The following is a 23,845-nucleotide window of genomic DNA, read 5'->3' on the forward strand; positions in this document are numbered from 1 at the left end:
TCAGTGGGCGCCGGTGAGCTCCCCGCTGAGGGCGGAGTGGAGGCGGGCACTGGGCTCGTTGAGCCCGGTGATCTCCACGCGCTTGCCGCGCTGGGCGTACTTGTTGCCGATGGCGTCCAGGGCGGCGACGGAGGAGGCGTCCCAGACGTGCGCCGCGCCGAGGTCGATGACGATCCGGTCGGGGTCGCCCGCGTAGTCGAACCGGCCCACCAGGTCGTTGGAGGAGGCGAAGAACAGCTCGCCCGTCACCCGGTAGACGACGGTGGTGCCGTCCGGGTCCCTGACGGCGGTGACCTCGGCGAGGCGCGCGACGCGCCGGGCGAAGACCACCATCGCCGTGACGGAGCCGACGACGACGCCGATGGCGAGGTTGTGCGTGGCCACGACGCACCCGACGGTGATCACCATGACGGCGATCTCCCCGGCCGGCATCCGCCGCAGCGTCTTCGGGGCGACGGAGTGCCAGTCGAACGTCGCGAACGACACCATGACCATGACCGTGACGAGCGCCGCCATCGGGATGTCGGAGACCACCGGCCCGAAGACGATGCACAGCACCATCAGGAACGCGCCCGCGAGGAAGGTGGACAGCCGCGTCCGGGCGCCCGACACCTTCACGTTGATCATCGTCTGGCCGATCATCGCGCAGCCGCCCATGCCGCCGAAGAAACCGGTGACGATGTTGGCGATGCCCTGCCCGATGGACTCGCGCGTCTTGCTGGAGCGGGTGTCGGTGATGTCGTCCACGAGCTTGGCCGTCATCAGCGACTCCATCAGCCCGACCAGCGCCATGGCGAAGGCGTACGGGGCGATCGTCGTCAGGGTGTCGAGGGTGAACGGCACGTCCGGCAGCCCCGGCACCGGCAGCGAGGACGGCAGGGCGCCCTTGTCCCCGACGGTCGGCACCGCGATCCCGGCCGCGACCGTGATGACCGTCAGGACGGCGATCGACACCAGCGGCGCCGGGACCACGGTCGTGACCCTCGGGAAGAACACCATCAGCGCGAGACCCGCCGCGATCAGCGGATACACGGCCCACGGTACGTCCCGCATCTCCGGCACCTGCGCCAGGAAGATCAGGATCGCCAGCGAGTTGACGAAGCCGACCATCACCGAGCGGGGCACGAACCGCATCAGCTTCGCCACCCCCAGCGCGCCGAGCGCGACCTGGAACACCCCGGCGAGGATCACCGCGGCCACCAGGTAGCCCAGGCCGTGCTCCCGGTTCAGCGGTGCGATCACCAGCGCGACGGCACCCGTCGCGGCGGAGATCATGGCCCGTCGGCCGCCGACGATCGCGATGGTCACGGCCATGGTGAACGAGGCGAACAGCCCGATCGCCGGCTCGACCCCGGCGATGATCGAGAACGAGATCGCCTCGGGGATCAGCGCGAGCGCGACCACCAGCCCGGCGAGCACCTCGGTGCGCCACACCTTCGGATCGGTCAGCCAGTCGGGCCGCAGCCGCGGCCGCGGCCACCGGCGTACCGGCACGGCGGAAGACGTGGAAGAGGACAACGGAACAGCACCTGCCAGAGAGAGGGGGGACGGAACAACCCTACGGGAGCCGGTGAGGGGCCCGGCCGTGGTGGGCGATCTCACTCCGGGCGCGGCACCGCGCGACCGTCACCGCCACCCGCGGCCGCCGTTGGACAGGCATGAACGTGATCTTGTCGACCTCCGCGCCGTGGCTCTTCTCCTCGGAGGAGACCTTCAGCATGCGCCCGTTGCACTCAGCCCAGTTCGGCAGCACCTGGATCGTGGACGTGCCGGCCAAGGCCCTCGCCCCGCTGGCCGCCGGGCCGGACGCCGCCCGCAGGCTCTGGGCGCGCCGCGGGTATCTGGAGGGCAGCCTGGCGAACCAGGAGCTGGCCCGGATGCTGCGGGGGCGGCCGGAGGACTTCGGCGCCATCGGGCACATCGTGCTCGGCGCGGACGCCGTGGAGGTCGAGCCCGGCGTCCGCAGCTTCAGCGGGCTGCTGCACGTCATCGCCCCGGAGTGCATCGACGGCCTGCAGCGGCTGAAGGTCGTCGCCGACGCGGCCGCGTACGGCGACGCCTCTGTGCTGGAGCGGTCGGTGATGCGGCTGGAGATCGTGTGCGGTGACGACCAGCGGGAGCGGATGCGCCGGCTCCACGGCTTCGCGGACGCGTACCTCAACCCCGCCACCGCGCAGGACCGCCTGGTCCGCTGCCCCGTCATCCGCCGCCTCATGGACGCCGACTGGGAACGCGAGGGCACCTTCGACCCGCGCCGGGGCCTGACGTCCACCGCGGGCCTCCCGGTCTTCGACATGGCCGAGGTGACGCGCGCCCTGGCCTGCGTATCCCCGTCCCCGCGACCCGACGCGGCGCACCTGACCGCGTCCGACGACGGCCTGGAGCTGCTGTGGAACGACCTCTCCGGGCCGCTCTACCGCGAGCTGTTCCACGGCCGCATGACCCCCGTCGGCATCTTGCGCGCGGTGGAGGCGCGGCGCGCGGCCCGCGCCGCACTCGACGCGCTCCCGAAGAGGCGCCTGGAGGGGTACGGCCACCTGATCCGGTACGCGCCCGAGCTCATCCAGTGGCAGGCGTGCCGCTTCCTGCCCGTGGACGAGCTGCACGACGCCCGCTCCACCTACGCCTGGCAGGACGCCATCGACCACCGCCTGCCGGCCGAGACGGTCGCGGCGGCGGACCGGCTGGTCGCGCGCTACGAGCGGGTGCGCCCGAGGCCGGGGGCGGGCGCGTACAAGCGGTACAAGCAGGAGACGTCGGAGTACGGCCTGTGGTGGGAGCTCCTCGGCGCCTGACGGCCCGCGCGGAGGCCCGGCCGCGGGATCACGCGAGGGGCGATGGCGGCGACGCGGTGTCCGGTCCGCGCAGCAGGCGCTCCTCGTAGCGGCCCAGCGCGAGCACGGCGCACAGGAGGAGGGGCGGTATCAGGAGGGCTATGAAGATCACGGCGGATCCTTCCGAAGGAAGCCTTCCTTTCCCGCGTTGCCGCGCAGAAGGGGCGAAAACCCTACTTCTGGCAAGAAGTCGGCGCAGCGGACGCAGCCCCTGAGGCCGGTGGAGGCACGGCCGGCGCCGGCGCGAGGTAGGGTCCCGCACGACCGCGACCAAGGACACGAGGTGCACCGCGCATGACCGTCTTCACGGACCCGTCCCGCCGCCCGCGTACCCGACGCCGCCCCGTCGCCGCCACGGGCGCACTCGCCGCCACGGCCCTGTTCCTGGCCGCGTGCGGCGGCGAAGGCTCCACCGGCGGCGACGCCTCGGCGGCGCCCGCCGACGGCCATGGCGCGGAACATGCCCCCGCGGTGCACAGCCACGTCCATGGTCTGGGGATCGACCCCGCCGACGGCCGGCTCTACGTGGCCACCCACGAAGGCGTCTTCACCGCCGATGACTCCGGGAAGCCGCGGCGCGTCGGGGACAGCAGGGACGACTTCATGGGTTTCACGGTGGCGGGGGACAGGACGTTCCTCGCCAGTGGCCACCCGGCCCCCGGCAGCGGCGAGCCGGCGAACCACGGGCTGATCAGGAGTACCGACGCGGGGAGGTCCTGGACCACCGCCTCCCTCAAGGGGGAGGCCGACTTCCACGCCCTGGACCACGTGAAGGGCACCGTCTACGGCTACGACAGCACGGGCGGAACCCTGCGCGTGAGCGAGGACGGCGGCGCCACCTGGAAGGACCGGGCCCGGCTGCAGGCCCTCGACATCGCGGTCAGCCCTACCGATCCGGACCGTCTCGTGGCCACCACGACGGAGGGCGTGGCGCGCAGCGCGGACGGAGGCAGGAACTTCGCCCGCGGTGAGCAGCCCGCGATGGAGTTCGTGTCCTGGGCCGCGCCGGACGCGCTGTACGGCATCGACTTCACGGGCACCCTGCACCTCAGTGGCGACGGCGGCACCACGTGGAAGAAGACGGCCACCGTGCCCGGCGGGCAGCCTCAGGCCCTGACGGCTGTCAGCGCCGGACACCTCCTCGCGGCCACTCAGGACGGCGTGTACGAGTCCAAGGACGCCGGCAAGACCTTCACCAAGCGCCTCACCGTGGCGAACGGCAGCCACTGACGCACCCACACCGTCCGACGCGCACCGCACCGACGCGCGCGCCGAGGGCGAGCCCCCGCGCCGTCACCAGCGCGCAGACCGTCACGGCGGAGCCGATGCCTCCTGCGCGTGGTGACGGTCGTGCTGGACCGCTGCAGACGAACGGGACCATCCGTTCCTGGTAAAGCCATCCCCCCTTCCGGGAATACCCCCTCCCCGTATATTGTCTTAGCCCTGCGAGATACCCCCAGGGGGTATAGGTCTCAGTGAAGGGGCAGAGTGATGTCAACCGCCAATCCGCGGCGCTGGTGGGCACTTCTCGTGCTGGCCACCGCCCAGTTCATGGTCATCATGGACACCTCCATCATCGGCGTGGCGCTCCCGGAGATGCAGCGTGACCTGGGCTTCTCCCCGGGCGATCTCCAGTGGGTGTTCAACGCCTACGTCATCGCCTTCGGCGGTCTGCTGCTCCTGGGTGGGCGGCTGTCCGACCTGCTGGGGGCCCGCCGCGTCTTCGTCTCCGGATGGGTCGTCCTGATCGCCGGCTCGGTGGTCGCCGCGGCCGCGAGCACCGCGTGGGTCGAGGTCGTCGGACGCGCGGTGCAGGGCGTCGGCGGGGCGCTGATCGCGCCGGCCTCGATGACGCTGCTGATGATGCTCTTCGGGCACGACCCCAAGGAGCTGGGCAAGGCGCTCGCCCTGTACGGCGCGGCGGCCCCGGCCGGCGGCACCGCCGGGGTGTTCCTCGGCGGCGTGTTCACCGAGTGGGCGAGCTGGCCCTGGGTCTTCGTCATCTACGTACCGATCGGCATCGCCACCCTGCTGGCCACCGGCCTCCTCCCGGCGGTCGCCGGACGGCGCGGCTCGGTGGACGTCCTCGGCGCGGCGGCCGTCACCGCCGGTCTCGCGCTCGCGGTGTTCGCGGTCGTACGCGCCCCCGAGGTCGGCTGGGGCGACGCGCAGACCGTCCTGGAACTCACCGGCGCGGCCCTGCTCCTGACGCTGTTCCTGGTCGTCCAGCGGTCGGTCAAGGCCCCACTGATGCCGCTCGGCGTCTGGCGCACCCCGGGCCTCGGCGTCTCCAACCTGGCGATGGCGCTGCTGGGCGCCGCGTGGATCCCCATGTGGTACTTCCTCAACCTCTACCTCCAGCAGGTGCTGGGGTACGGGGCGTTCGCCAGCGGCGCGGCGCTGCTGCCGATGACCGGGCTACTGATGATCTTCATGACACTCGTCACCGCCCGGCTGCTGGCCCGCTTCGGGGCCAAGCCGCTGATCGCGGGCGGTCTGCTGGTCCTCGCGGCGGGCCTGGTGTGGCTGTCGGCCGTCGAGCCGACCGGCACGTTCCTGGTCGACGTGCTGCCCGCGTCCCTGGTGGCGGCGACGGGCATGTCCCTCGCCTACATACCGGCCATGATGTCGGCGATCTCCGGTGTACCGCAGGAGCAGGCCGGTCTGGCCTCCGGCATCGTGAACACCACCTACCAGGTGGGCTCCGCCCTCGGCCTGGCCGCGCTCACCGCACTCGCCACCTCGCAGGGCGCGGGCGCGCTGGGCGACCTGCCGGCGCTGACCGACGGCTTCGCCTCCGCGTTCCTGGGCGCCGCCGCGGTCGCAGCGGCGGGTGGCGTCCTCACCCTCCTGCTGATGCGCGGCGCGAAGTCCCCGGCCCCGGCCCCGGCCGAGGCGGCGCCGGCGTCCGCGGCGGGCGAGCGGGTGGGCTCCTGACCCATGGACGGCTGCTGCCGCACCCCACCGAAGAACGAACCGGGGCCACCCGGCACCGCCACGGTGCCGGGTGGCCCTCCCGCGCGTACGACGCTTCCTCATTGACGGCGAATTGCCCCTCGCGCAAGGGTTGTTGCGTGCTCAAGGACGAATCGACACCACGCGTGGGCCCCACCGCCCCTCCCGCCGCCGACCCGCCGGAGAATCTGCGGCGCGTGGCCGTGGCCAGCTTCATCGGTACGGCCATCGAGTTCTACGACTTCTACATCTACGGCACCGCCGCCGCGCTCGTACTCAACGAAGCGTTCTTCCCCACGCTCTCGCCGCTCAACGCCACCCTCGCCTCCTTCTCCACCTACGCGGTGGCCTTCGTCGCGCGGCCGTTGGGTTCGGTGCTCTTCGGCCACTTCGGTGACCGGGTCGGCCGCAAGTCCGTGCTCGTGGCGTCCCTGCTGATGATGGGCCTGGCCACCGCGCTCGTCGGCCTGCTGCCCGGTTACGCCTCCTGGGGCGTGTGGGCCCCGGTGCTCCTGGTGCTGCTGCGCTTCGTGCAGGGCCTCGGCCTCGGGGGCGAGTGGGGCGGGGCGGCGCTGCTCGCGGTGGAGCACGCACCGCCCGGACGGCGCGGACTGTACGCGGCGTTCCCCCAACTCGGCCCGTCGGTCGGCTTCTTCGCCGCGACCGGCGCCTTCTGGCTGCTGTCGGCGGCGCTGGACGACACGGCGTTCCGCACCTGGGGCTGGCGCATCCCGTTCCTGTTCTCGTTCGTCCTGGTGGGGGTCGGCCTCTTCGTACGGCTGAAGATCAGTGAGACGCCGGTGTTCGCGCGGGTGGCGGCGGCGCGGGAGGCGAGCCGGGTGCCGTTCGTCGAGGTGCTGCGGCGGCATCCGCGCGAACTGCTGCTCGGCGCCGGCGGCATGGTGGTCGCGTACGGCCTCTTCTACACGGCCACGACGTACTGCCTCGCCTACGCGACCGCCGAGCTCGGCATGGACCGCGGCCTCGTGCTCGCGCTGTCCCTGGTCGCGTGCCTCTTCCTGGCCGCGGGCACGTGGGTGGCGGCGACCCGTTCCGACTCCGTGGGGCGACGCACGCTGGTGCTCGCCGGTACGGGCCTGGCCGGTCTGTGGGCCCTGGTCCTCTTCCCGCTGCTGGACACCGCGCAGCCCGTGCTGGTGGCGCTGGCCCTCGGCGTCGCGCTGTTCCTCATGGGGGTCGTGTACGGCCCGATGGGCGCGTACCTGCCGGAGCTCTTCCCCGCGCGGGTGCGCTACTCCGGGGCTTCGCTCGCGTACAGCCTCGGCGGGGTGCTGGGCGGGGCCGTCACCCCACTCGTGGCCACCCGGCTGCAGGCGTCCTTCGGGTCGGCGTCGGTGGGCTGGTACGTCGCGGCGATGGCCGTGGTGTCGGTGCTGTGCGTGCTCGCGCTCCCGGAGACCAGGGACCGCGAACTCGGCGCGTGACGCGGTGGCGGCGTGTACAGCGCGGCGGCGCGCGGCGCGGAGCGGATGATCGCCGCCACGACATCCCGGGCGGCGGGCGGCGTGGGCCCTCGCGTCATGGCCGCTGGAACATGCGGCGGCGGTGGGAGCAGGCGCGCGCGGTGGCCAGGAGCTCCTGGAGCCGGTCGCCCGCCTCGTCGGCGTTCCGCATCGGGCGGGGGAACGACAGGCGGGCGTCGTGGTGGCCGCGGGGGTGTTCGAGGCGGAGGGTGAGGGCGTACCGGTCGAGGGCGAGGGGGAGTACGCGTACGACGCCTTGGAGCCGGTGCGGGTCGATCAGGCGCGTCAGCCGCTCGACCGCCTCGGGGTGGGAGTCCGCGAGGTGGATGAGCATGGCGGGCTCGTGCGTGGCCAGCGGGTCCGGCGCGGTGAGGACGATCTCGTCGAGGCCGACGTGGAGGATTCCCTCGGCCGTCTCCAGGGTGGCGCGGGCCGCGTCCAGCCGGAGGCCCACCGTGCCGGCGTCCGGCGCCGGGGCGGCCGGGGTCAGCCAGCCCGAGAGGGTCACCCGGGCGCGCACCCGCTCCCGTACGGCGGTGGGGGCGATGTCCGTGAACTCCATGAGCGCGGCCAGACCGCCCCGGGGAGCCGCCGCGGCCCGCCCGGCGAGGCAGCTGCCCGCGGGCAGCCGGAGCCCGAGACGGCCGCGGTCGTCGACGTGGTGAACGTCCATCAGGGGGCAGCTGTGGCCGTCCGTGGTCACGGTCAGGGACGTCGCCGCGGCGAGGACGGATCGGACCCGTTCCGCGGGGGTCGGCTCGGCGGCGCGTACGTCGGCGCTCACGGTCTCCACCTCCAGTTAGGTAAGGCTAGCCTAAGCTAGCGTGGAGGTGCGGGTCGGCGCCAGTACGCGCGGGAGTTCTGGCCCTTACCGGGCCACCATCGTGACGTCGGTGGCCTTGGCGCTCGTGAACACCGTTGTGCCGTCGGCGAGTCCCAGCTCCGCGGCGGCCGGCGCCGATCAGAAGGTTTCCGACCTGCTGAAACGCCACTTCATCTTCGGCGTTTCAGGGCGTGCGCCAGGCGGAGGAGCTGCTCGTGGAGGAGACGGCCGGCCAGCGCGCCGCCGAAGAAGACGACGCCGACACCGACCAGCCAGGACTGGATGACCAGGACGGTTCCGATCGGGCCGTAGGTGACGGCGCTGGATGCGATCAGCGGTGAGAAGACGAGCCGGGAGAAGACGCGCAGGCCGAGCAGCCCGGCCATGGTGGTCACCGCACCGGGCAGCAGGGCGGGCCAGGGGACCCGGCCGCCGAGCAGCATCCGCTGGGACCACCAGAAGAACAGGACGCCGCTCAGCATGGTGATCACCTCGCGGGCCGGGGCCGCGCGCCACAGTGGGGTGATCGCGGACAGGAAGAGGACTCCGATGAGGACGGCGAGCCACACCACGTGCCGCCATCTGGCCCACCAGCGGGCCGGGGGAAGGTCCCAGACCTTCTCGTAGCCGCTCTGCACGGTCGCGCCGAACGACACCCCGAACACGGCGAGCACCGCGAGGCCGAACGCCGTCGTGGTGCGCAGGGTCTGGCGCGGCAGAGCGAACAACCGCTCGATGTCCTCCCTGGCGGCCTCCGACACGCCGAGCCCGTCCCCCAGCCACTGCGCGAACCCCCGTCCGCTCGCCGGATCCGCGGCGGACACGACGATCAGCAGGGGTACCAGGGTCAGGAAACCGAGGGCGGCGAAGCCCAGCGAGCGCTGCCACAGCTCGAGATCGACGACCTGCCCCCACCCGTGCCCGGCCCGCACACGGCGGATCGCGCGGCGCAACCGTCCGAACGGAGACGAACGGCCCGCGCCGCCGGACGAGTTCCTCTTCCTAGGGCGCACCGGGACGTGTCCCCGGTCCCGCAGCCCCGGCCGGCTGTTCCGCCGGAGTCCCGTGCTCGGCGGCCTTGCGCCAGCGGGCTTCGCAGAACGAGTACAGGCCGAACAGCAGGAGGCCCGCAGCGGCGGCGATCAGCAGGGCAGGCCCTGCGGGCGTGGCGGCGAACGAGCGCAAGGTCTCGTCCAGGCCCTTGGCCTGGCTGGGGTCGTACCGCACCGCGGCCAGCAGGATGGACAGGCCGGCCCCCGCCGCGACCACGCCGCACGTCACACCGCCGACGATGCCCAGGACCGTGACGACCCGCCGCGTCGTCGTGGGCATCTCGCCCGTCCGGAGATTCTTCACGAACTTCCGCATCAGGCTGCGCACCAGTGTCACGGCGCCCACCACGATCAGGACGGCCCCGAACACGCCGACGATCACCCGGCCGCCTGGCCAGTCCAGCACCCTGGCGGTGTACTCCTTCGACGTCTCGTCACCGGGGCGGCCCCCGGAGGATCCGCCGACCAGCGCCGTCTGCACCACGCCGACACAGATCACCGTGTAGAACACCGCCATGCCCAAGGAGCCCAGACGCCGGCTCCACTTGTCGCCGCCCTCCACCGTCTGCCCGAACGCCGCCTCGGCCAGCCGCCACAGCGCCATCGCCGCCAGCCCCACCACCAGTGCCCACAGCAGAACCCGGCCGAACGGCTGCTCGCCGAGGGTTCCCACCGCGCCGGACCGGTCGGCCTCCTGGCCGCTGTCGCTGCCGAGGCCGATCCGCACGGCCAGAATCCCCACCAGCACGTAGATCACTCCCCGGGCGCAGAGCCCGAGCCTGGAGGCGACCTCCACCGCACGACTGTCGGCCACACGCCGCCCCCGCGACTTGGGCTGAGCCGGACGGTCCTGACTGCGCTTCATGTCTGGCACCTCCATGTGCCGGACCCACTGAACAGTGCACCGTCGGCCGGGAGGGGCGTCGCGGGTCAGAGCCGGTGTCCGAAGGCGTCCTGGGCGCGCCCGCTGTCCGCGGACCGCGATGCCACGCCCGCCGAGTCCGGGTCTCCGAGGCTGACCGGCATGACACCACCCCTGGGTCTGTGCCCTGTCCTTCCACGGTAGGGCTGTCCCCTGTCGGAAGTCACCACCACATGCGGACCGTCCTGCACACAGGGACCTGGGATCACTCCGGGGGATCGGAGCACGTCTCCAAGTGTCCTCGAAACCATCCTGCGGGGCGACGGCTACGTCGCCGACTTCGCTCTCCTGCGGACCACCGGGATCACCTGGGTGGCGAGGCGCGATGAGGCGGGCCTCTGGGGCCCCGTTACGGTCGGGTCCCTAGCATGTGCACGTGGTTGCCCGTGATGCCCAGCAGTCCGATCCGGGAGGGAAAGCAGTGCCCCGAGAAGACGCCGAAGCCCCCGGTACCGGCCTTTCCTCGGGATCGCAGGGCGACGGGGCCGCCGAGGACTCCCGCCCGGTGGCCGACCTGGTCGAGCGGGCAGCCGATCTGGTGGACCCGATCAAGCCGAGGCTGCGCGGCTGGCTTCACGCCGGCATGGTCCCCGTGTCGCTGGCGGCGGGCATCGTCCTCATCTGCCTGGCAGGGACGCCACAGGCCGTGCTGGCCTGCACCGTGTACTCCGTCACGGCCTGGCTGCTGTTCGGGACGAGCGCCGTCTACCACCTCGGCACCTGGGGACCGCTCGGTGAGGCCGTTCTGCGCCGCCTCGATCACGCCAACATTTTCCTGATCATCGCCGGCACGTGTACCCCGCTCGCCGTGCTCCTGCTCTCGCCGGACCAGTGGTCCGTCCTGTTGTGGATCGTGTGGACGGGCGCGCTGGTCGGCATCGCCTTCCGTGTCCTGTGGATCGGAGCTCCCCGCTGGTTGTACACCCCTTGCTACCTGGCTCTGGGCTGGGCGCCCGTACGCTACCTGCCCGACTTCCTGCACAGGGGCGGGGTGGCCGTGGTCTCCCTGATAGTGGCCGGCGGGCTGCTCTACAGTGCGGGCGCGGTCGTCTACGCCCTTCAGCGCCCCAACCCCGCACCCCGCTGGTTCGGTTTCCACGAGGTCTTCCACGCGCTGACAGTGGCAGCCTTCACCGCCCACTACATCGCCGTCTTCCTTGCCGCTCGCTGAGCGGTCGAGGTGCGGGCCGACCCACCCACTCGCCGGCCGTCCGGAGGGCCGCGCGAGGGCCGGTGGTCCACCCCCGCGGAACGTGGTGGGCCGGCCCCCGCGGTCGGAACGCGGTGGGCCTGCCTCGGCGCGAGCACAGGACCGAGCGCATCACTCGACCACGGGGGCTGCGTCGGCTCGGAGCCGAACCGCCTACCAGTAGTGACGGCGTCCGCCGACCGCGTGACCGACCGCCCCGAGGATCCACAGGATGACCCCGATCACGACCAGGACGATTCCGATCGTCCACAAGATGGAAATGCTGGCCACGAACCCGATGACGAGCAGGATGACCCCGAGAATGATCATGGTGACCTCCAGCCTCGCAGGTACCTCTGTTCCAGCGTAGGCGCAACCCGTCGGGGTGGCCTGTCAGGCGGTTCCTGCCCTCCAAGCGGGCAGGAACAGAAGCCGTCCGACCGGCAAGCCGATCAGACGTCGAAACCCCGTCGGCGCAGCAGATCCAGCCCGCCCAGTACGAACAACCCGAGGCCGAGCGGCCCCAGCGGCACCCGGTTCACTGTCTTGGTCATAATCGGCGTCAGCCGCACAACTCTCTGTTGTGCGCTGACACTTTGAGGGCACGGCGACCCTGACCGGTCCAGACAACAAGAAAGCCCCGGGCCACTGGCCTGGGGCTTCACTCTGGAGCGGGTGACGGGAATCGAACCCGCGCTCTGAGCTTGGGAAGCTCATGTTCTACCATTAAACTACACCCGCGTAAACGGACCGGAGGACCGGTCTCGCATCGTCGCTCACTGTACCTCATCGAAGGCCCCCCGTGTATCGCGCCGTGGGGTCTTCGTGCTGCGTGGCGGGGTGGATCGGTGTGCGGGCGCGGTCAGTTGAGGCGTACCGTGGGGGTGCGGAGTGCCGCCTGGAGTGGTGTCCTGTTGATCCCCTAATGTGGCTTTCTCGTCCACGCATTGGTTGGGGAAGGGACTTGATGGACTCCATGGAGCGCACCGTCGTCCGCTGTGCCGAGGGGCACGTGTTCAGCACCGCTTCGTTCCCGATGCAGCAGCTCGGTGCCGGGCGGATCGGGCCCGGGCGGCTCATTCGGTGTCCGCGGTGCGCGCGGTTGCGGCATGCCGTGCCCGTCGTGCTCGAGCGGCGCTAGGGAAACACCCCTGGCGAGCGGGTGATCGGAGGCGCGCGGGGACCGGCCGGTTGGGGCGGGCCCGCGCGCTCTGCGTATCCTCGGGGAGTGCTTCTCTCAGACATGGACATCCGGACCGAGATCGACGCGGGAAGGGTGCGTATCGACCCGTTCGATGACTCGATGGTGCAGCCGTCGAGCATCGACGTGCGTCTCGACCGCTACTTCCGGGTGTTCGAGAACCACCGCTACCCGCACATCGACCCCGCGGTCGAGCAGGCGGACCTGACCCGGCTGGTCGAGCCCGAGGGGGACGAGGCGTTCATCCTCCACCCCGGCGAGTTCGTGCTCGCGTCGACGTACGAGGTCATCAGCCTGCCCGACGACATCGCCTCGCGGCTGGAGGGGAAGTCGAGCCTCGGGCGGCTGGGTCTGGTGACGCACTCGACCGCCGGGTTCATCGACCCCGGGTTCTCGGGGCACGTGACGCTGGAGCTGTCGAACCTCGCCACGCTGCCGATCAAGCTGTGGCCCGGGATGAAGATCGGGCAGCTGTGCATGTTCCGGCTCAGCTCGCCCGCGGAGCATCCGTACGGCTCGGAGAAGTACGGCTCGCGGTACCAGGGGCAGCGGGGGCCGACCGCCTCGCGGTCCTACCAGAACTTCCATCGGACGCAGGTGTGAGCATGAGTGACGTACGGGAGAACCTGACCTACGAGAAGTTCGGGACCGCGATCCGCGAGCTCGCGCAGACCATCGCCGACGACGGGTACGAGCCCGACATCGTGCTCTCCATCGCCCGCGGCGGCGTGTTCGTGGCGGGCGGTCTGGCGTACGCCCTGGACTGCAAGAACATCCATCTGGTCAACGTGGAGTTCTACACCGGTGTGGGCACCACGCTGGAAATGCCCGTGATGCTCGCGCCGGTTCCGAACGCGATCGACTTCAGCGACAAGAAGGTGCTCATCGCCGACGACGTCGCCGACACGGGCAAGACGCTGAAGCTCGTGCACGACTTCTGCCTCGGGCACGTCGCCGAGGTGCGCAGCGCGGTCATCTACGAGAAGCCGCACTCCCTCGTGAAGTGCGAGTACGTGTGGAAGAAGACCGACGAGTGGATCAACTTCCCCTGGAGCGTCGAGCCGCCCGTCGTGAAGCGTGAGGGCCAGGTCCTCGACGCGTGACGTCGCACAGCTGAGAAAGGCCCCCGCCGGACGGCGGGGGCCTTCGTGCGTCCGTACGTCAGAGGCTCAGAACGCGCCCAGCTTCAGCAGCGACAGCAGCGCCACCAGCTGGATCGCCGACGCGCCCAGCGCCTTCGGCCACGGCAGGTCGTGCGACGTGCGGACCATCGAGGTGAGCAGCGCGCCCGCCAGCAGCCAGGAGAGCCAGCCGATGACCTGGACCAGGGCGTTCTCGCCGCCCAGGAACATCGCGAACAGCAGCCGGGGCGCGTCCGTCATCGACATGATCAACATGGACATGCCGACCGTCGGCTGCCACGCCCCGTCGCCGCCCAGCTGGCGCGCCAGGGTGTGCGTCACGGCGCCCAGGATCAGGCCGCCGATGACGAAGATCACGCCGGTCACCAGGACGGACGGGATCGCCGTCGAGAGGGTGGCGTTGATCGCCTCCTCACGGGCCTGGTCGAAGCCGAACAGCGCCAGCAGGCCGTAGACGAAGGTGACGATGAGGGCCGGGGCCCAGACGGCGTGGTCGCGCATCTGCAGGAACGTCGGCCCCGGGCGCAGCACGATGCCGCTGAGCAGCTGCTTCCACGGCAGGCGCGGGCCCGCCGGGGCGGCGGCGGGGGCCGCTCCCGCCTGGTACGTGGCTCCGTCGCCGTACTCGCCGTACTGCGCGTACTCGGCGTCGTGGATGCTGAAGGCGCGCGTGTGGCCCGGCTGGTTCGCCGCGTACGGGTCGTGCGGGGCCTGTGGGGCGTGCGGGGCGGAGGGCGCCGCCTGCTGCGCGTAGGGGTCGCCGAAGTACTCCGGCTCCCCGTACGGCTGCGGCGCCTGCTGCTGCCCGTACGGGGGCGGCGGCGCGCTGCCGTACGGCGCCTGCTGCGGTGCCTGCGGGTGTTGTTGCGGGGTGCGGTTGTCCCGGCCGCGTCCGATCCTGAATCCAGCCACGTCACTGAACGTACCCGGTCCCGCCGGTTCCGGCGTCCGGGGTGGGGACGGAAGGCGCCTTTGCTGCGGAGCTGTGACATCCCCTAGGGGCTCTTCCAGGGCTTTTCCCCGAGGAAACGCGAACGGCCGGGCCCGCCCCGAGGCGGTCCGGCCGTTCCCTGCTTGCGTACCGGCTACTTCACCGGCTCCGGCTCCGTCGCCGGCTCCTCCGCGTCCTCCACGGGCTTCTTGACGGAGTCCAGCAGCAGCTGGGCCACGTCCACCACCTGGAGGGACTCCTTCGCCTTGCCGTCGTTCTTCTTGCCGTTCACGGAGTCCGTGAGCATGACGAGGCAGAAGGGACAGGCGGTGGAGACGATGTCCGGGTTGAGGGACAGCGCCTCGTCGACGCGCTCGGTGTTGATGCGCTTGCCGATCCGCTCCTCCATCCACATCCGCGCGCCGCCGGCGCCGCAGCAGAAGCCCCGCTCCTTGTGGCGGTGCATCTCCTGCTGGCGCAGGCCGGGGACGGCCGACATGATCTCGCGCGGCGGCGTGTAGACCTTGTTGTGGCGGCCCAGGTAGCACGGGTCGTGGTAGGTGATCAGGCCGTCGACCGGCGTCACCGGGAGCAGCTTGCCCTCGTCGATGAGGTGCTGGAGCAGCTGCGTGTGGTGGATGACCTCGAACTCGCCGCCCAGCTGCGGGTACTCGTTCGCGATCGTGTTGAAGCAGTGCGGGCAGGTCGCGACGATCTTCTTCGAAGCCTTGGGCTTCTTCGTCGACTCGTCCTCGTCGTCCTCGCCGAACGCCATGTTCAGCATCGCGACGTTCTCCTGGCCGAGCTGCTGGAACAGCGGCTCGTTGCCCAGGCGGCGGGCGGAGTCACCGGTGCACTTCTCGTCGCCGCCCATGATCGCGAACTTCACGCCCGCGATGTGCAGCAGCTCCGCGAAGGCCTTGGTCGTCTTCTTGGCCCGGTCCTCCAGGGCGCCGGCGCAGCCGACCCAGTAGAGGTAGTCGACCTCGGAGAGGTCCTCGACGTCCTTGCCGACGATCGGGACCTCGAAGTCGACCTCCTTGGTCCACTCGACGCGCTGCTTCTTGGCCAGGCCCCAGGGGTTGCCCTTCTTCTCCAGGTTCTTGAGCATCGTGCCGGCCTCGCTCGGGAAGGCGGACTCGATCATCACCTGGTAGCGGCGCATGTCGACGATGTGGTCGACGTGCTCGATGTCGACCGGGCACTGCTCCACGCACGCGCCGCAGGTGGTGCAGGACCACAGCACGTCCGGGTCGATGACGCCGTTCTCTTCGAGGGTGCCGATCAGCGGGCGCTCGGCCTCGGCGAGGGCGGCGGCGGGGACGTCCTTGAGCTGCTCCTCGGAGGCCTTCTCCTCGCCCTCCATCGTCTTGCCGCCGCCGGCCAGCAGGTACGGCGCCTTCGCGTGCGCGTGGTCGCGCAGCGACATGATCAGCAGCTTCGGCGAGAGGGGCTTGCCCGTGTTCCAGGCGGGGCACTGCGACTGGCAGCGGCCGCACTCGGTGCAGGTGGAGAAGTCGAGCAGGCCCTTCCAGGAGAAGTGCTCGACCTGGGAGACGCCGTAGACGTCGTCCTCGCCCGGGTCCTCGAAGTTGATCTCCTTGCCGCCGGACGTCATGGGCTGGAGCGCGCCGAGGGCGGTGGAGCCGTCGGCGTTGCGCTTGAACCAGATGTTCGGGAAGGCGAGGAAGCGGTGCCAGGCCACACCCATGTTGGTGTTGAGCGAGACCGTGATCATCCAGATCATGGTCGTGCTCAGCTTGATCATGGCGAAGAGGTAGACCAGGTTCTGCAGCGCGCCGACGCTCAGCCCCTTCAGGGCCAGGACCAGGGGATACGAGGCGAAGTACGCGGGCTCGTAGTGGTCCACGTGGTGCAGCGCGCCCTCGAGGCCGCGCAGCACGTAGATGGCGAGGCCGATGGTGAGGATGACGTACTCGACGAAGTACGCCTGGCCCATCTTCGAGCCGGCGAACCGGGACTTGCGGCCGGGGCGCGAGGGCAGGTTCAGCAGGCGGATGACCATCAGGACGGCGATGCCGAGGGTGGTCATCGCGCCGATGAACTCGATGTAGAGCTCGTACGGCAGGAAGCCGCCGAGGACCGGCAGCGTCCAGTCGGCCTGGAAGAGCTGGCCGTACGCGGTGACGATCGTCGGCGGCAGCGTCAGGAAGCCGACCGCCACGAACCAGTGGGCGATGCCCACGATGCCCCACCGGTTCATCCGCGTGTGGCCGAGGAACTCCTTCACCAGCGTCACACTGCGCTGGTAGGGGTTGTCGGTCCGGGTGCCGGCGGGGACCGGCTGGCCCAGCTTGAAGTGGCGGACGAACTGGCCGATGGCGCGGGCGAGCAGCGCAACGCCGACCACGGTCAGGGTCAGCGACACAATGATCGCGGCGAGTTGCATGGAGGCTCCTCGGGCCTGCGAGGGTGGGAGAACTTAGGTACTACTAAGCGGTAACTTATTCAGTTCGAGCTGAGCGTACCCACTTATTCCGCCGCACTGTAGCCGCGCGCGCGGTGATCTGCGTCGCTCGCCCGCCCCGTGGGCACAAGGGTCCGCAGCAGCAGTGCCAGGTCCAGTCCGAGCCAGTGGTGCTCGACGTAGTGCTGGTCGAGCAGGAGCGGTTCGTCCCACGGGAGCGCGGAGCGCTGCCGCTGCCGCAGCTGGGCGAGGCCGGTCAGGCCGGGGCGGACGGTCTGCCGCCAGGGGGCGGCCGCGCCGGGGGCGCCGGGCGGCAGCGGCGCGGGGCCCACGAGCGACATCTCGCCGCGTACGACGTGGGGCAGCTGGGACAGCAGGCACAGACGGCGGTGGCGCGTGGCCAGTCGGCGCAAAGTGAAGAGGCGGCCCGCGAGGCCGGTTCTGGTGTCCCGTACGAGGAGGCCGCCGGGGGGTCTTCGTACGGCGACGGTGAGGGCGGCCGCGGCGAGCAGCGGTGCCGCCAGGGCCAGCAGGGCGGAGCCGAGGGCCAGGTCCAGCAGGCGCTTGAGGCCCGGGTCCGGGAGGCGTGGGGGATGCAGGGGTCGTCGCATGGCGGGCACCCGACCGTTCCAGGAAAACGCGGCTAGCGCGGCTTTTGTCACCTTCCCTGAACAATCGCATGGTCCGGTAGGCCCTGGGTAGAGCATGCCGGTATGCGGCGGGTCGGGCTCCGGTCACGTACCGCGCTTGCGTATAAGCCCCCGATAAAAGTTGAGTGGGGCTGACTCAGGTCTGTTGACTCGGTCCTGCCGGTCGTGCATCCTTGAGCCTGTTCCACTCAAGTCAGCTGGAGGAATCGAAATGGCACGTGCGGTCGGCATCGACCTGGGCACGACTAACTCCGTCGTCAGCGTTCTGGAAGGCGGCGAGCCCACCGTCATCACCAACGCCGAGGGCGCCAGGACCACGCCGTCCGTCGTCGCCTTTGCCAAGAACGGCGAGGTGCTCGTCGGCGAGGTGGCCAAGCGTCAGGCGGTCACGAACGTCGACCGGACCATCCGGTCCGTCAAGCGTCACATGGGCACCGACTGGAAGATCGAGCTCGACGGGAAGAACTTCAACCCGCAGCAGATCTCCGCGTTCATCCTGCAGAAGCTGAAGCGGGACGCCGAGGCGTACCTGGGCGAGAAGGTCACCGACGCGGTGATCACCGTCCCGGCGTACTTCAACGACTCCGAGCGCCAGGCCACCAAGGAGGCCGGTGAGATCGCGGGCCTCAACGTCCTGCGCATCGTCAACGAGCCGACGGCCGCCGCCCTCGCGTACGGCCTCGACAAGGACGACCAGACCATCCTGGTCTTCGACCTCGGTGGCGGCACCTTCGACGTCTCGCTGCTGGAGATCGGCGACGGCGTCGTCGAGGTGAAGGCCACGAACGGCGACAACCACCTCGGTGGTGACGACTGGGACCAGCGCGTCGTCGACTACCTGGTCAAGCAGTTCCAGTCCGGCCACGGCGTGGACCTGTCCAAGGACAAGATGGCCCTCCAGCGCCTCCGCGAGGCCGCCGAGAAGGCCAAGATCGAGCTGTCCTCGTCCACCGAGACCTCGATCAACCTGCCCTACATCACGGCGTCCGCCGAGGGCCCGCTGCACCTGGACGAGAAGCTCACGCGCGCCCAGTTCCAGCAGCTGACCGCGGACCTGCTGGAGCGCTGCAAGGTTCCGTTCCACAACGTCATCAAGGACGCGGGCATCGCGCTGTCCGAGATCGACCACGTCGTTCTCGTCGGTGGCTCCACCCGTATGCCGGCCGTCGCCGAGCTCGTCAAGGAGCTGACCGGCGGCAAGGAGGCCAACAAGGGTGTGAACCCGGACGAGGTCGTCGCCATCGGCGCCTCGCTCCAGGCCGGTGTCCTCAAGGGCGAGGTCAAGGACGTCCTGCTGCTCGACGTCACCCCGCTGTCCCTCGGCATTGAGACCAAGGGCGGCATCATGACCAAGCTGATCGAGCGCAACACCACGATCCCGACCAAGCGCTCGGAGATCTTCACCACGGCCGAGGACAACCAGCCGTCGGTGCAGATCCAGGTCTACCAGGGCGAGCGCGAGATCGCGGCGTACAACAAGAAGCTCGGCATGTTCGAGCTGACGGGCCTGCCGCCGGCCCCGCGCGGCGTCCCGCAGATCGAGGTCTCCTTCGACATCGACGCCAACGGCATCATGCACGTGACCGCGAAGGACCTGGGCACGGGCAAGGAGCAGAAGATGACCGTCACCGGCGGCTCCTCGCTGCCGAAGGACGAGGTCGACCGGATGCGCCAGGAGGCGGAGCAGTACGCGGAGGAGGACCACCGCCGCCGCGAGGCCGCCGAGACCCGCAACCAGGGCGAGCAGCTCGTCTACCAGACCGAGAAGTTCCTCAAGGACAACGAGGACAAGGTCCCGGGTGACGTGAAGACCGAGGTCGAGTCCGCGCTCGAGGAGCTGAAGGAGAAGCTCAAGGGCGAGGACACCGCGGAGATCCGCACCGCCACCGAGAAGGTCGCGGCCGTCTCCCAGAAGCTCGGCCAGGCCATGTACGCCGACGCGCAGGCCGCGGGCGGGGCCGCCGGTGCCGGTGAGGCTCCGGGCGCCGCCCAGGGTGCCGACGACGACGTGGTCGACGCCGAGATCGTCGACGACGAGAAGCCGAAGGGGGCCGCATGACGGAGGAGACCCCGGGCTTCGAGGAGAAGCCCGACGTCCCCTCTGGCGCCGCCACTCCCGACGACGCCGCCGAAGCCGCCGACGCCACGTCCGCCGCGGGCTCCACGAGCCCCGCGGACGACGGCCCGGCGGCCCCGGCCGGGGACGTACACGCACAGCTGGCCGGCCTGACGGCCCAGCTGGACCAGACCCGCACCGCGCTCGGCGAGCGCACCGCGGACCTCCAGCGGCTCCAGGCCGAGTACCAGAACTACCGCCGCCGCGTCGAGCGCGACCGGGTCGCGGTCAAGGAGATCGCCGTCGCGAGCCTCCTGACCGAGCTCCTGCCCGTGCTCGACGACATCGGCCGCGCCCGTGAGCACGGCGAGCTGGTGGGCGGCTTCAAGTCGGTGGCCGAATCGCTGGAGACGGTCGCCGCCAAGATGGGCCTGCAGCAGTTCGGCAAGGAGGGCGAGCCCTTCGACCCGACGATCCACGAGGCGCTCATGCACTCGTACGCGCCGGACGTCACCGAGACGACCTGCGTCGCGATCCTGCAGCCCGGGTACCGGATCGGCGAGCGGACCATCCGGCCCGCGCGCGTCGCGGTCGCCGAGCCCCAGCCGGGCGCGGCGCCCAAGGAGGCCGACGCGGCCAAGGACGCCGACAAGGACGCCGCCAAGGGGTCCGGCCCGGAGTCCGCGCAGGAGAACAAGTCCGCCGACGAGGAGAGCGGTGGCCCCGAGGAGGGCTGACGCGATGATCGTCCGAGAGGAGGGACGTCGATGAGCACGAAGGACTTCGTCGAGAAGGACTACTACAAGGTTCTCGGCGTCCCCAAGGACGCCACCGAGGCGGAGATCAAGAAGGCGTACCGGAAGCTCGCCCGCGAGTTCCACCCGGACGCCAACAAGGGCGACGCCGCCGCCGAGGCGCGCTTCAAGGAGATCTCCGAGGCGAACGACGTCCTCGGCGACCCCAAGAAGCGCAAGGAGTACGACGAGGCCCGCGCCCTCTTCGGCAACGGCGGCTTCCGGCCCGGCCCCGGCGGCGCCGGCGGCACCTTCAACTTCGACCTGGGCGACCTCTTCGGCGGCGCCCAGGGCGGGGGCGGCGGTGCCGGCGGCTTCGGCGGCGGGCTCGGGGACGTCTTCGGCGGGCTCTTCGGCGGCGGCGGCCGGCCCGGTGCCGGCGCGCGGACGCAGCCGCGCCGGGGCCAGGACATCGAGACCGAGGTGACGCTCAGCTTCACCGAGGCGGTGGAGGGGGCCACGGTCCCGCTGCGGATGTCCAGCCAGCAGCCCTGCAAGGCCTGTTCGGGCACGGGCGACAAGAACGGCACCCCGCGCGTCTGCCCGACCTGCGTCGGCACCGGTCAGGTGTCGCGCGGCACGGGCGGCGGCTTCTCGCTCACCGACCCCTGCCGGGACTGCAAGGGCCGCGGCCTGATCGCGGAGAACCCCTGCGAGGTGTGCCACGGCAGCGGCCGCGCCAAGTCCTCGCGCACCATGCAGGTCCGCATCCCGGCGGGCGTCGCCGACGGGCAGCGGATCCGGCTGCGCGGCAAGGGCGCGCCCGGCGAGCGCGGCGGCCCGGCCGGCGACCTGTACGTGGCGGTCCACGTGGACGCCCACCCGGTCTTCGGCCGCAAGGGCGACAACCTCACCGTCACGGTGCCCGTCTCGTACGACGAGGCGGCGCTCGGCGGGGAGATCAGGGTCCCGACCCTCGGCGGGCCGCCGGTCACGCTGAAGATCCCGGCCGGTACGCCCAACGGCCGTACGATGCGCGCCCGCGGCAAGGGCGCGGTGCGCAAGGACGGTACGCGCGGGGACCTGCTCGTCACCGTCGAGGTGGCGGTGCCGAAGGACCTCAACGACAAGGCGCGCGAGGCGCTGGAGACGTACCGTCAGGCGATGGCGGGTGAGGATCCGCGAGCTGAGCTGTTCCAGGCCGCGAAGGGGGCTTGAGATGGTGATGGACGGACGTCGACGCAATCCGTACGAGCTGACCGATGACACGCCGGTCTACGTCATCTCGGTGGCGGCCCAGCTGAGCGGGCTGCACCCGCAGACGCTGCGGCAGTACGACCGGCTCGGTCTGGTCTCGCCGGACCGTACGGCGGGCCGCGGCCGGCGCTACTCCGCCCGCGACATCGAGCTGCTCCGCCAGGTGCAGCAGCTGTCGCAGGACGAGGGCATCAACCTGGCCGGCATCAAGCGGATCATCGAGCTGGAGAACCAGGTCGCCGCGCTCCAGGCCCGGGTCGCCGAGCTCAGCGCGGCGGTCGAGGGCGCGGCGGCGGCGATGCGCCAGCGCGAGGCCCAGGTGCACGCTTCCTACCGGCGCGACCTCGTGCCGTACCAGGATGTGCAGCAGGCGAGCGCGCTGGTGGTGTGGCGTCCGGCCACCAAGCGGGCCGAGCAGTAACCCCGAGCGGTAACGGCTGTTCCCAGGGGCCCCCTTCGGTGTACGGAGGGGGCCTTTAGGCTGTCCGGATGCGTACCCGAAGATGCCTGCCGACGGCGGTGCTGGTGGCTCTGGCGGCCCTCGTGGCGGGCTGCGACGACGAGACGGGCGCGGCGCCCCTGCCGGTCCGTACGACGGCGCCTGCGGTGCCCTCGGCGCCGCCCGAGGCCGCCGCGTGCCCGGACTCCGGCGTACGGGTCTCCACGGGCCTCGTGAACGCCGCCATGGGGGTGCGGGGCATGGGGGTGACGCTGCTCAACTGCGGTACGGAGCCGTTCGAGGTGAGCGGCTACCCCGCGCTCGAAGTCCTCGACGCGGAGCGGCGGAAGCTCGACGTCACCGTACGGCTCGGTTCGAACCTCGACACCAGGGCGCGGCCCTCGGCGTTCGTGCTGCGGCCCGGTGAGCGGGCCGAGGCGTCGGTGATGTGGCGCAACACCGTGACCCGTACGGACGTCGTGGCGACGAACGGCGCGTACCTGCGGGTGACGCCCGCGCCCGGCGTCGCGCCGCAGACCGTCGCGCCCGGCGACGGCGGCCCGCTGGACCTCGGCAACACCGACGCGGTCGAGACCACCGCGTGGGCGAGGCCTGCGGGCTGATCGGTCCGGTCGGTCAGTCGCCGTGCTCCAGGATGCCGGACTGGGCGATGAGGTAGCCGAGTTGCGCCCGGCTGCCGCTGCCGAGCGCGGAGGCCAGCTTGGCGATGTGCGCCCGGCAGGTGCGGACGTTCATGCCGAGGCGCCGCGCGATCGCCTCGTCCACGTGGCCCTCGACCAGCAGTTTGGCGATGGAGCGCTGGACGCCGCTGATGCCGTGGGGATGGGGCTCGTAGGTGACGGGTTTCTCCAGGGGGATGGCCTGGAGCCAGAACTGCTCGAAGACGCCCACCAGGTACTCCACGAGCCCCGGGTGGCGCAGCTCCAGGGCGACCTGGCGGTCGCGGCTGGCGGGGACGAAGGCGACCTTCCGGTCCACGATGATGAGCCGGTCGATGATCTCCTCCAGCGTGCGCACCTCCACCTCGGGCCCGATGCGCTCCAGGTAGGCCAGGGTGATGGGCTGGTGGCGCGCCGTGTGCTGGTAGAGGGTCCGCATCTTGATGCCCCGGCCCAGGAGCGGCCGTACCCGGCGCAGGGCCTCGCCGAAGGTGTGGGCGCTGCGGCCGCTGCCGGGCTGTACGGTCAGGAGCTCCACCGAGCAGTCGGCGACGGCGCGGTCGAGGCTGGCGTTGATGCGCTTCAGGCCCTCCAGCACGCTGATGGCGTGGGTGTTGGACGGCATCTGCGCGCTGACCGCCATGAATGGCTCGAAAGCGTCGGCGAGGGCGAGGGTGAGCCGTCTGCGCTCCTGTATCTCCTTCTCTATCGGCAGTATCAGGTGGGCCAGCGCGGTGGACGGCGGCACGGGCCGCAGCCACTGTGCGTCGTCGGGGTCCGGTCGCAGCAGGTCCAGGTCGAGGAGACACGGGGCCGGCGCGACCTCGGCACGCGCGATGCGCCCGGCGCGAAGAGCGTCCGCGTAGAGCTGGGAACCCGTCTCGCAGAGCTCAAAGTGACTATGGGGATGTCCGTGTCCATCCCGATCCGGTTGCATATGTACACCCCCAGGCTTTTTCCGATTCAGGAACATGATGCATTGAGCCAGTGGTGAAAGCGTGGGGAGTGAGTCATCGTCATGACTGCGGGGGAGCGGGATGAATTACCGTCAAGTGAGGTTGCTCGGTC

Annotated in this window: 22 protein-coding genes and 1 tRNA gene; 12 read left to right on the forward strand and 11 right to left on the reverse strand. The window is 70.9% G+C overall.

Annotated elements, in window-relative coordinates; translation table 11 throughout:
• Window positions 1-1,518, reverse strand: a complete 1,518-nt coding sequence (locus ACIRNI_RS05110; protein WP_403548425.1) for a SulP family inorganic anion transporter — start codon at window positions 1,516-1,518, stop codon at window positions 1-3.
• A gap of 140 nt (window positions 1,519-1,658) precedes the next feature.
• On the opposite strand from ACIRNI_RS05110, the gene ACIRNI_RS05115 reads away from it, so the two are divergent.
• Window positions 1,659-2,795 carry a hypothetical protein gene (locus ACIRNI_RS05115; RefSeq protein WP_403548427.1) on the forward strand — a complete coding sequence of 379 codons (1,137 nt, stop codon included), beginning with the start codon at window positions 1,659-1,661 and terminating at the stop codon, window positions 2,793-2,795.
• Between the two features lie 28 nt (window positions 2,796-2,823).
• Here the strand turns inward: ACIRNI_RS05115 and ACIRNI_RS05120 are convergent, their stop codons facing one another.
• On the reverse strand, window positions 2,824-2,946 hold the full coding sequence (locus ACIRNI_RS05120; protein WP_403548429.1) for a hypothetical protein: 123 nt from the start codon (window positions 2,944-2,946) through the stop codon (window positions 2,824-2,826).
• A 182-nt stretch (window positions 2,947-3,128) separates the two neighbouring features.
• Between ACIRNI_RS05120 and ACIRNI_RS05125 the strand changes: the two genes are divergently transcribed.
• The 3 genes from ACIRNI_RS05125 (at window position 3,129) to ACIRNI_RS05135 (ending at window position 7,234) form a co-directional block, all read left to right on the forward strand.
• Window positions 3,129-4,064, forward strand: a complete 936-nt coding sequence (locus ACIRNI_RS05125; RefSeq protein WP_403548431.1) for a F510_1955 family glycosylhydrolase — start codon at window positions 3,129-3,131, stop codon at window positions 4,062-4,064.
• Window positions 4,065-4,325: 261 nt separating this feature from the next.
• Window positions 4,326-5,771 (forward strand): MFS transporter, encoded by a 1,446-nt coding sequence (locus ACIRNI_RS05130; RefSeq protein ID WP_403548433.1) that lies wholly within the window; start codon window positions 4,326-4,328, stop codon window positions 5,769-5,771.
• Window positions 5,772-5,935: 164 nt separating this feature from the next.
• A complete protein-coding gene (locus ACIRNI_RS05135) occupies window positions 5,936-7,234 on the forward strand; it encodes an MFS transporter (protein ID WP_403548826.1) in 1,299 nt (432 codons plus the stop codon).
• Between the two features lie 94 nt (window positions 7,235-7,328).
• Here ACIRNI_RS05135 and ACIRNI_RS05140 read toward each other — a convergent pair whose 3' ends face one another.
• The 3 genes from ACIRNI_RS05140 to ACIRNI_RS05150 form a co-directional block, all read right to left on the reverse strand.
• Entirely contained in the window at window positions 7,329-8,057 is a 729-nt protein-coding gene (locus tag ACIRNI_RS05140) for a DUF2470 domain-containing protein (protein WP_403548435.1), read from the reverse strand.
• A 209-nt stretch (window positions 8,058-8,266) separates the two neighbouring features.
• Complete coding sequence (locus ACIRNI_RS05145; RefSeq protein ID WP_403548437.1) at window positions 8,267-9,049, reverse strand: YhjD/YihY/BrkB family envelope integrity protein; 783 nt, start codon at window positions 9,047-9,049, stop codon at window positions 8,267-8,269.
• Between the two features lie 49 nt (window positions 9,050-9,098).
• Window positions 9,099-10,013 carry a DUF1206 domain-containing protein gene (locus ACIRNI_RS05150; RefSeq protein WP_403548439.1) on the reverse strand — a complete coding sequence of 305 codons (915 nt, stop codon included), beginning with the start codon at window positions 10,011-10,013 and terminating at the stop codon, window positions 9,099-9,101.
• A gap of 478 nt (window positions 10,014-10,491) precedes the next feature.
• On the opposite strand from ACIRNI_RS05150, the gene ACIRNI_RS05155 reads away from it, so the two are divergent.
• On the forward strand, window positions 10,492-11,241 hold the full coding sequence (locus tag ACIRNI_RS05155; protein WP_403548441.1) for a hemolysin III family protein: 750 nt from the start codon (window positions 10,492-10,494) through the stop codon (window positions 11,239-11,241).
• 192 nt (window positions 11,242-11,433) lie between these two features.
• Here the strand turns inward: ACIRNI_RS05155 and ACIRNI_RS05160 are convergent, their stop codons facing one another.
• Together ACIRNI_RS05160 and ACIRNI_RS05165 are read right to left on the reverse strand one after the other, a co-directional pair.
• A complete protein-coding gene (locus ACIRNI_RS05160; protein WP_252547627.1) occupies window positions 11,434-11,589 on the reverse strand; it encodes a DUF6131 family protein in 156 nt (51 codons plus the stop codon).
• A 337-nt stretch (window positions 11,590-11,926) separates the two neighbouring features.
• Window positions 11,927-12,000 (reverse strand) — tRNA-Gly (locus ACIRNI_RS05165).
• Between the two features lie 487 nt (window positions 12,001-12,487).
• Between ACIRNI_RS05165 and dcd the strand changes: the two genes are divergently transcribed.
• Complete coding sequence (gene dcd, locus ACIRNI_RS05170) at window positions 12,488-13,063, forward strand: dCTP deaminase (RefSeq protein WP_355359988.1); 576 nt, start codon at window positions 12,488-12,490, stop codon at window positions 13,061-13,063.
• 2 nt (window positions 13,064-13,065) lie between these two features.
• Entirely contained in the window at window positions 13,066-13,563 is a 498-nt protein-coding gene (locus ACIRNI_RS05175; protein ID WP_355359986.1) for a phosphoribosyltransferase, read from the forward strand.
• A gap of 66 nt (window positions 13,564-13,629) precedes the next feature.
• Here ACIRNI_RS05175 and ACIRNI_RS05180 read toward each other — a convergent pair whose 3' ends face one another.
• The 3 genes from ACIRNI_RS05180 to ACIRNI_RS05190 all read right to left on the reverse strand — a co-directional run bounded on the left by ACIRNI_RS05180 (window position 13,630) and on the right by ACIRNI_RS05190 (window position 17,572).
• Complete coding sequence (locus ACIRNI_RS05180) at window positions 13,630-14,514, reverse strand: YIP1 family protein (RefSeq protein ID WP_403548444.1); 885 nt, start codon at window positions 14,512-14,514, stop codon at window positions 13,630-13,632.
• Window positions 14,515-14,687: 173 nt separating this feature from the next.
• Window positions 14,688-16,943 carry a heterodisulfide reductase-related iron-sulfur binding cluster gene (locus ACIRNI_RS05185; protein ID WP_403548446.1) on the reverse strand — a complete coding sequence of 752 codons (2,256 nt, stop codon included), beginning with the start codon at window positions 16,941-16,943 and terminating at the stop codon, window positions 14,688-14,690.
• Window positions 16,944-17,026: 83 nt separating this feature from the next.
• Window positions 17,027-17,572, reverse strand: coding sequence for a sugar transferase (locus ACIRNI_RS05190; RefSeq protein WP_403548448.1), 546 nt, complete (start codon window positions 17,570-17,572; stop codon window positions 17,027-17,029).
• A gap of 250 nt (window positions 17,573-17,822) precedes the next feature.
• On the opposite strand from ACIRNI_RS05190, the gene dnaK reads away from it, so the two are divergent.
• The 5 genes from dnaK (at window position 17,823) to ACIRNI_RS05215 (ending at window position 22,720) form a co-directional block, all read left to right on the forward strand.
• Complete coding sequence (dnaK, locus tag ACIRNI_RS05195) at window positions 17,823-19,670, forward strand: molecular chaperone DnaK (RefSeq protein WP_403548450.1); 1,848 nt, start codon at window positions 17,823-17,825, stop codon at window positions 19,668-19,670.
• The gene (gene grpE / locus ACIRNI_RS05200) at window positions 19,667-20,404 is read left to right on the forward strand and encodes a nucleotide exchange factor GrpE (RefSeq protein WP_403548452.1); all 738 of its coding nucleotides are present in this window, start codon (window positions 19,667-19,669) and stop codon (window positions 20,402-20,404) included. The genes dnaK and grpE overlap by 4 nt, the downstream gene beginning before the upstream one ends.
• Window positions 20,405-20,434: 30 nt before the next feature.
• Window positions 20,435-21,619, forward strand: a complete 1,185-nt coding sequence (gene dnaJ, locus ACIRNI_RS05205) for a molecular chaperone DnaJ (RefSeq protein WP_403548454.1) — start codon at window positions 20,435-20,437, stop codon at window positions 21,617-21,619.
• A 7-nt stretch (window positions 21,620-21,626) separates the two neighbouring features.
• Window positions 21,627-22,079 (forward strand): heat shock protein transcriptional repressor HspR, encoded by a 453-nt coding sequence (locus ACIRNI_RS05210; RefSeq protein ID WP_355359965.1) that lies wholly within the window; start codon window positions 21,627-21,629, stop codon window positions 22,077-22,079.
• 68 nt (window positions 22,080-22,147) lie between these two features.
• The gene (locus ACIRNI_RS05215; protein WP_403548456.1) at window positions 22,148-22,720 is read left to right on the forward strand and encodes a DUF4232 domain-containing protein; all 573 of its coding nucleotides are present in this window, start codon (window positions 22,148-22,150) and stop codon (window positions 22,718-22,720) included.
• Between the two features lie 13 nt (window positions 22,721-22,733).
• Here the strand turns inward: ACIRNI_RS05215 and ACIRNI_RS05220 are convergent, their stop codons facing one another.
• Window positions 22,734-23,750, reverse strand: coding sequence for a helix-turn-helix transcriptional regulator (locus ACIRNI_RS05220; protein ID WP_403548458.1), 1,017 nt, complete (start codon window positions 23,748-23,750; stop codon window positions 22,734-22,736).
• Window positions 23,751-23,845: the final 95 nt, after the last annotated feature.

Origin of the sequence: Streptomyces sp. NPDC093546 (genome assembly GCF_044765045.1) — a bacterium.
GTDB lineage: Bacteria > Actinomycetota > Actinomycetes > Streptomycetales > Streptomycetaceae > Streptomyces.

Coding starts and splice junctions, on each gene's coding strand:
- ACIRNI_RS05160 (WP_252547627.1), bottom strand. CDS start 11,589: ATGATCATTCTCGGGGTCATCCTGCTCGTCATCGGGTTCGTGGCCAGC.
- ACIRNI_RS05115 (WP_403548427.1), top strand. CDS start 1,659: ATGAACGTGATCTTGTCGACCTCCGCGCCGTGGCTCTTCTCCTCGGAG.
- ACIRNI_RS05130 (WP_403548433.1), top strand. CDS start 4,326: ATGTCAACCGCCAATCCGCGGCGCTGGTGGGCACTTCTCGTGCTGGCC.
- ACIRNI_RS05150 (WP_403548439.1), bottom strand. CDS start 10,013: ATGAAGCGCAGTCAGGACCGTCCGGCTCAGCCCAAGTCGCGGGGGCGG.
- ACIRNI_RS05190 (WP_403548448.1), bottom strand. CDS start 17,572: ATGCGACGACCCCTGCATCCCCCACGCCTCCCGGACCCGGGCCTCAAG.
- ACIRNI_RS05185 (WP_403548446.1), bottom strand. CDS start 16,943: ATGCAACTCGCCGCGATCATTGTGTCGCTGACCCTGACCGTGGTCGGC.
- grpE (WP_403548452.1), top strand. CDS start 19,667: ATGACGGAGGAGACCCCGGGCTTCGAGGAGAAGCCCGACGTCCCCTCT.
- ACIRNI_RS05210 (WP_355359965.1), top strand. CDS start 21,627: ATGGACGGACGTCGACGCAATCCGTACGAGCTGACCGATGACACGCCG.
- ACIRNI_RS05220 (WP_403548458.1), bottom strand. CDS start 23,750: ATGTTCCTGAATCGGAAAAAGCCTGGGGGTGTACATATGCAACCGGAT.
- ACIRNI_RS05175 (WP_355359986.1), top strand. CDS start 13,066: ATGAGTGACGTACGGGAGAACCTGACCTACGAGAAGTTCGGGACCGCG.
- ACIRNI_RS05125 (WP_403548431.1), top strand. CDS start 3,129: ATGACCGTCTTCACGGACCCGTCCCGCCGCCCGCGTACCCGACGCCGC.
- ACIRNI_RS05215 (WP_403548456.1), top strand. CDS start 22,148: ATGCGTACCCGAAGATGCCTGCCGACGGCGGTGCTGGTGGCTCTGGCG.
- dnaJ (WP_403548454.1), top strand. CDS start 20,435: ATGAGCACGAAGGACTTCGTCGAGAAGGACTACTACAAGGTTCTCGGC.
- dnaK (WP_403548450.1), top strand. CDS start 17,823: ATGGCACGTGCGGTCGGCATCGACCTGGGCACGACTAACTCCGTCGTC.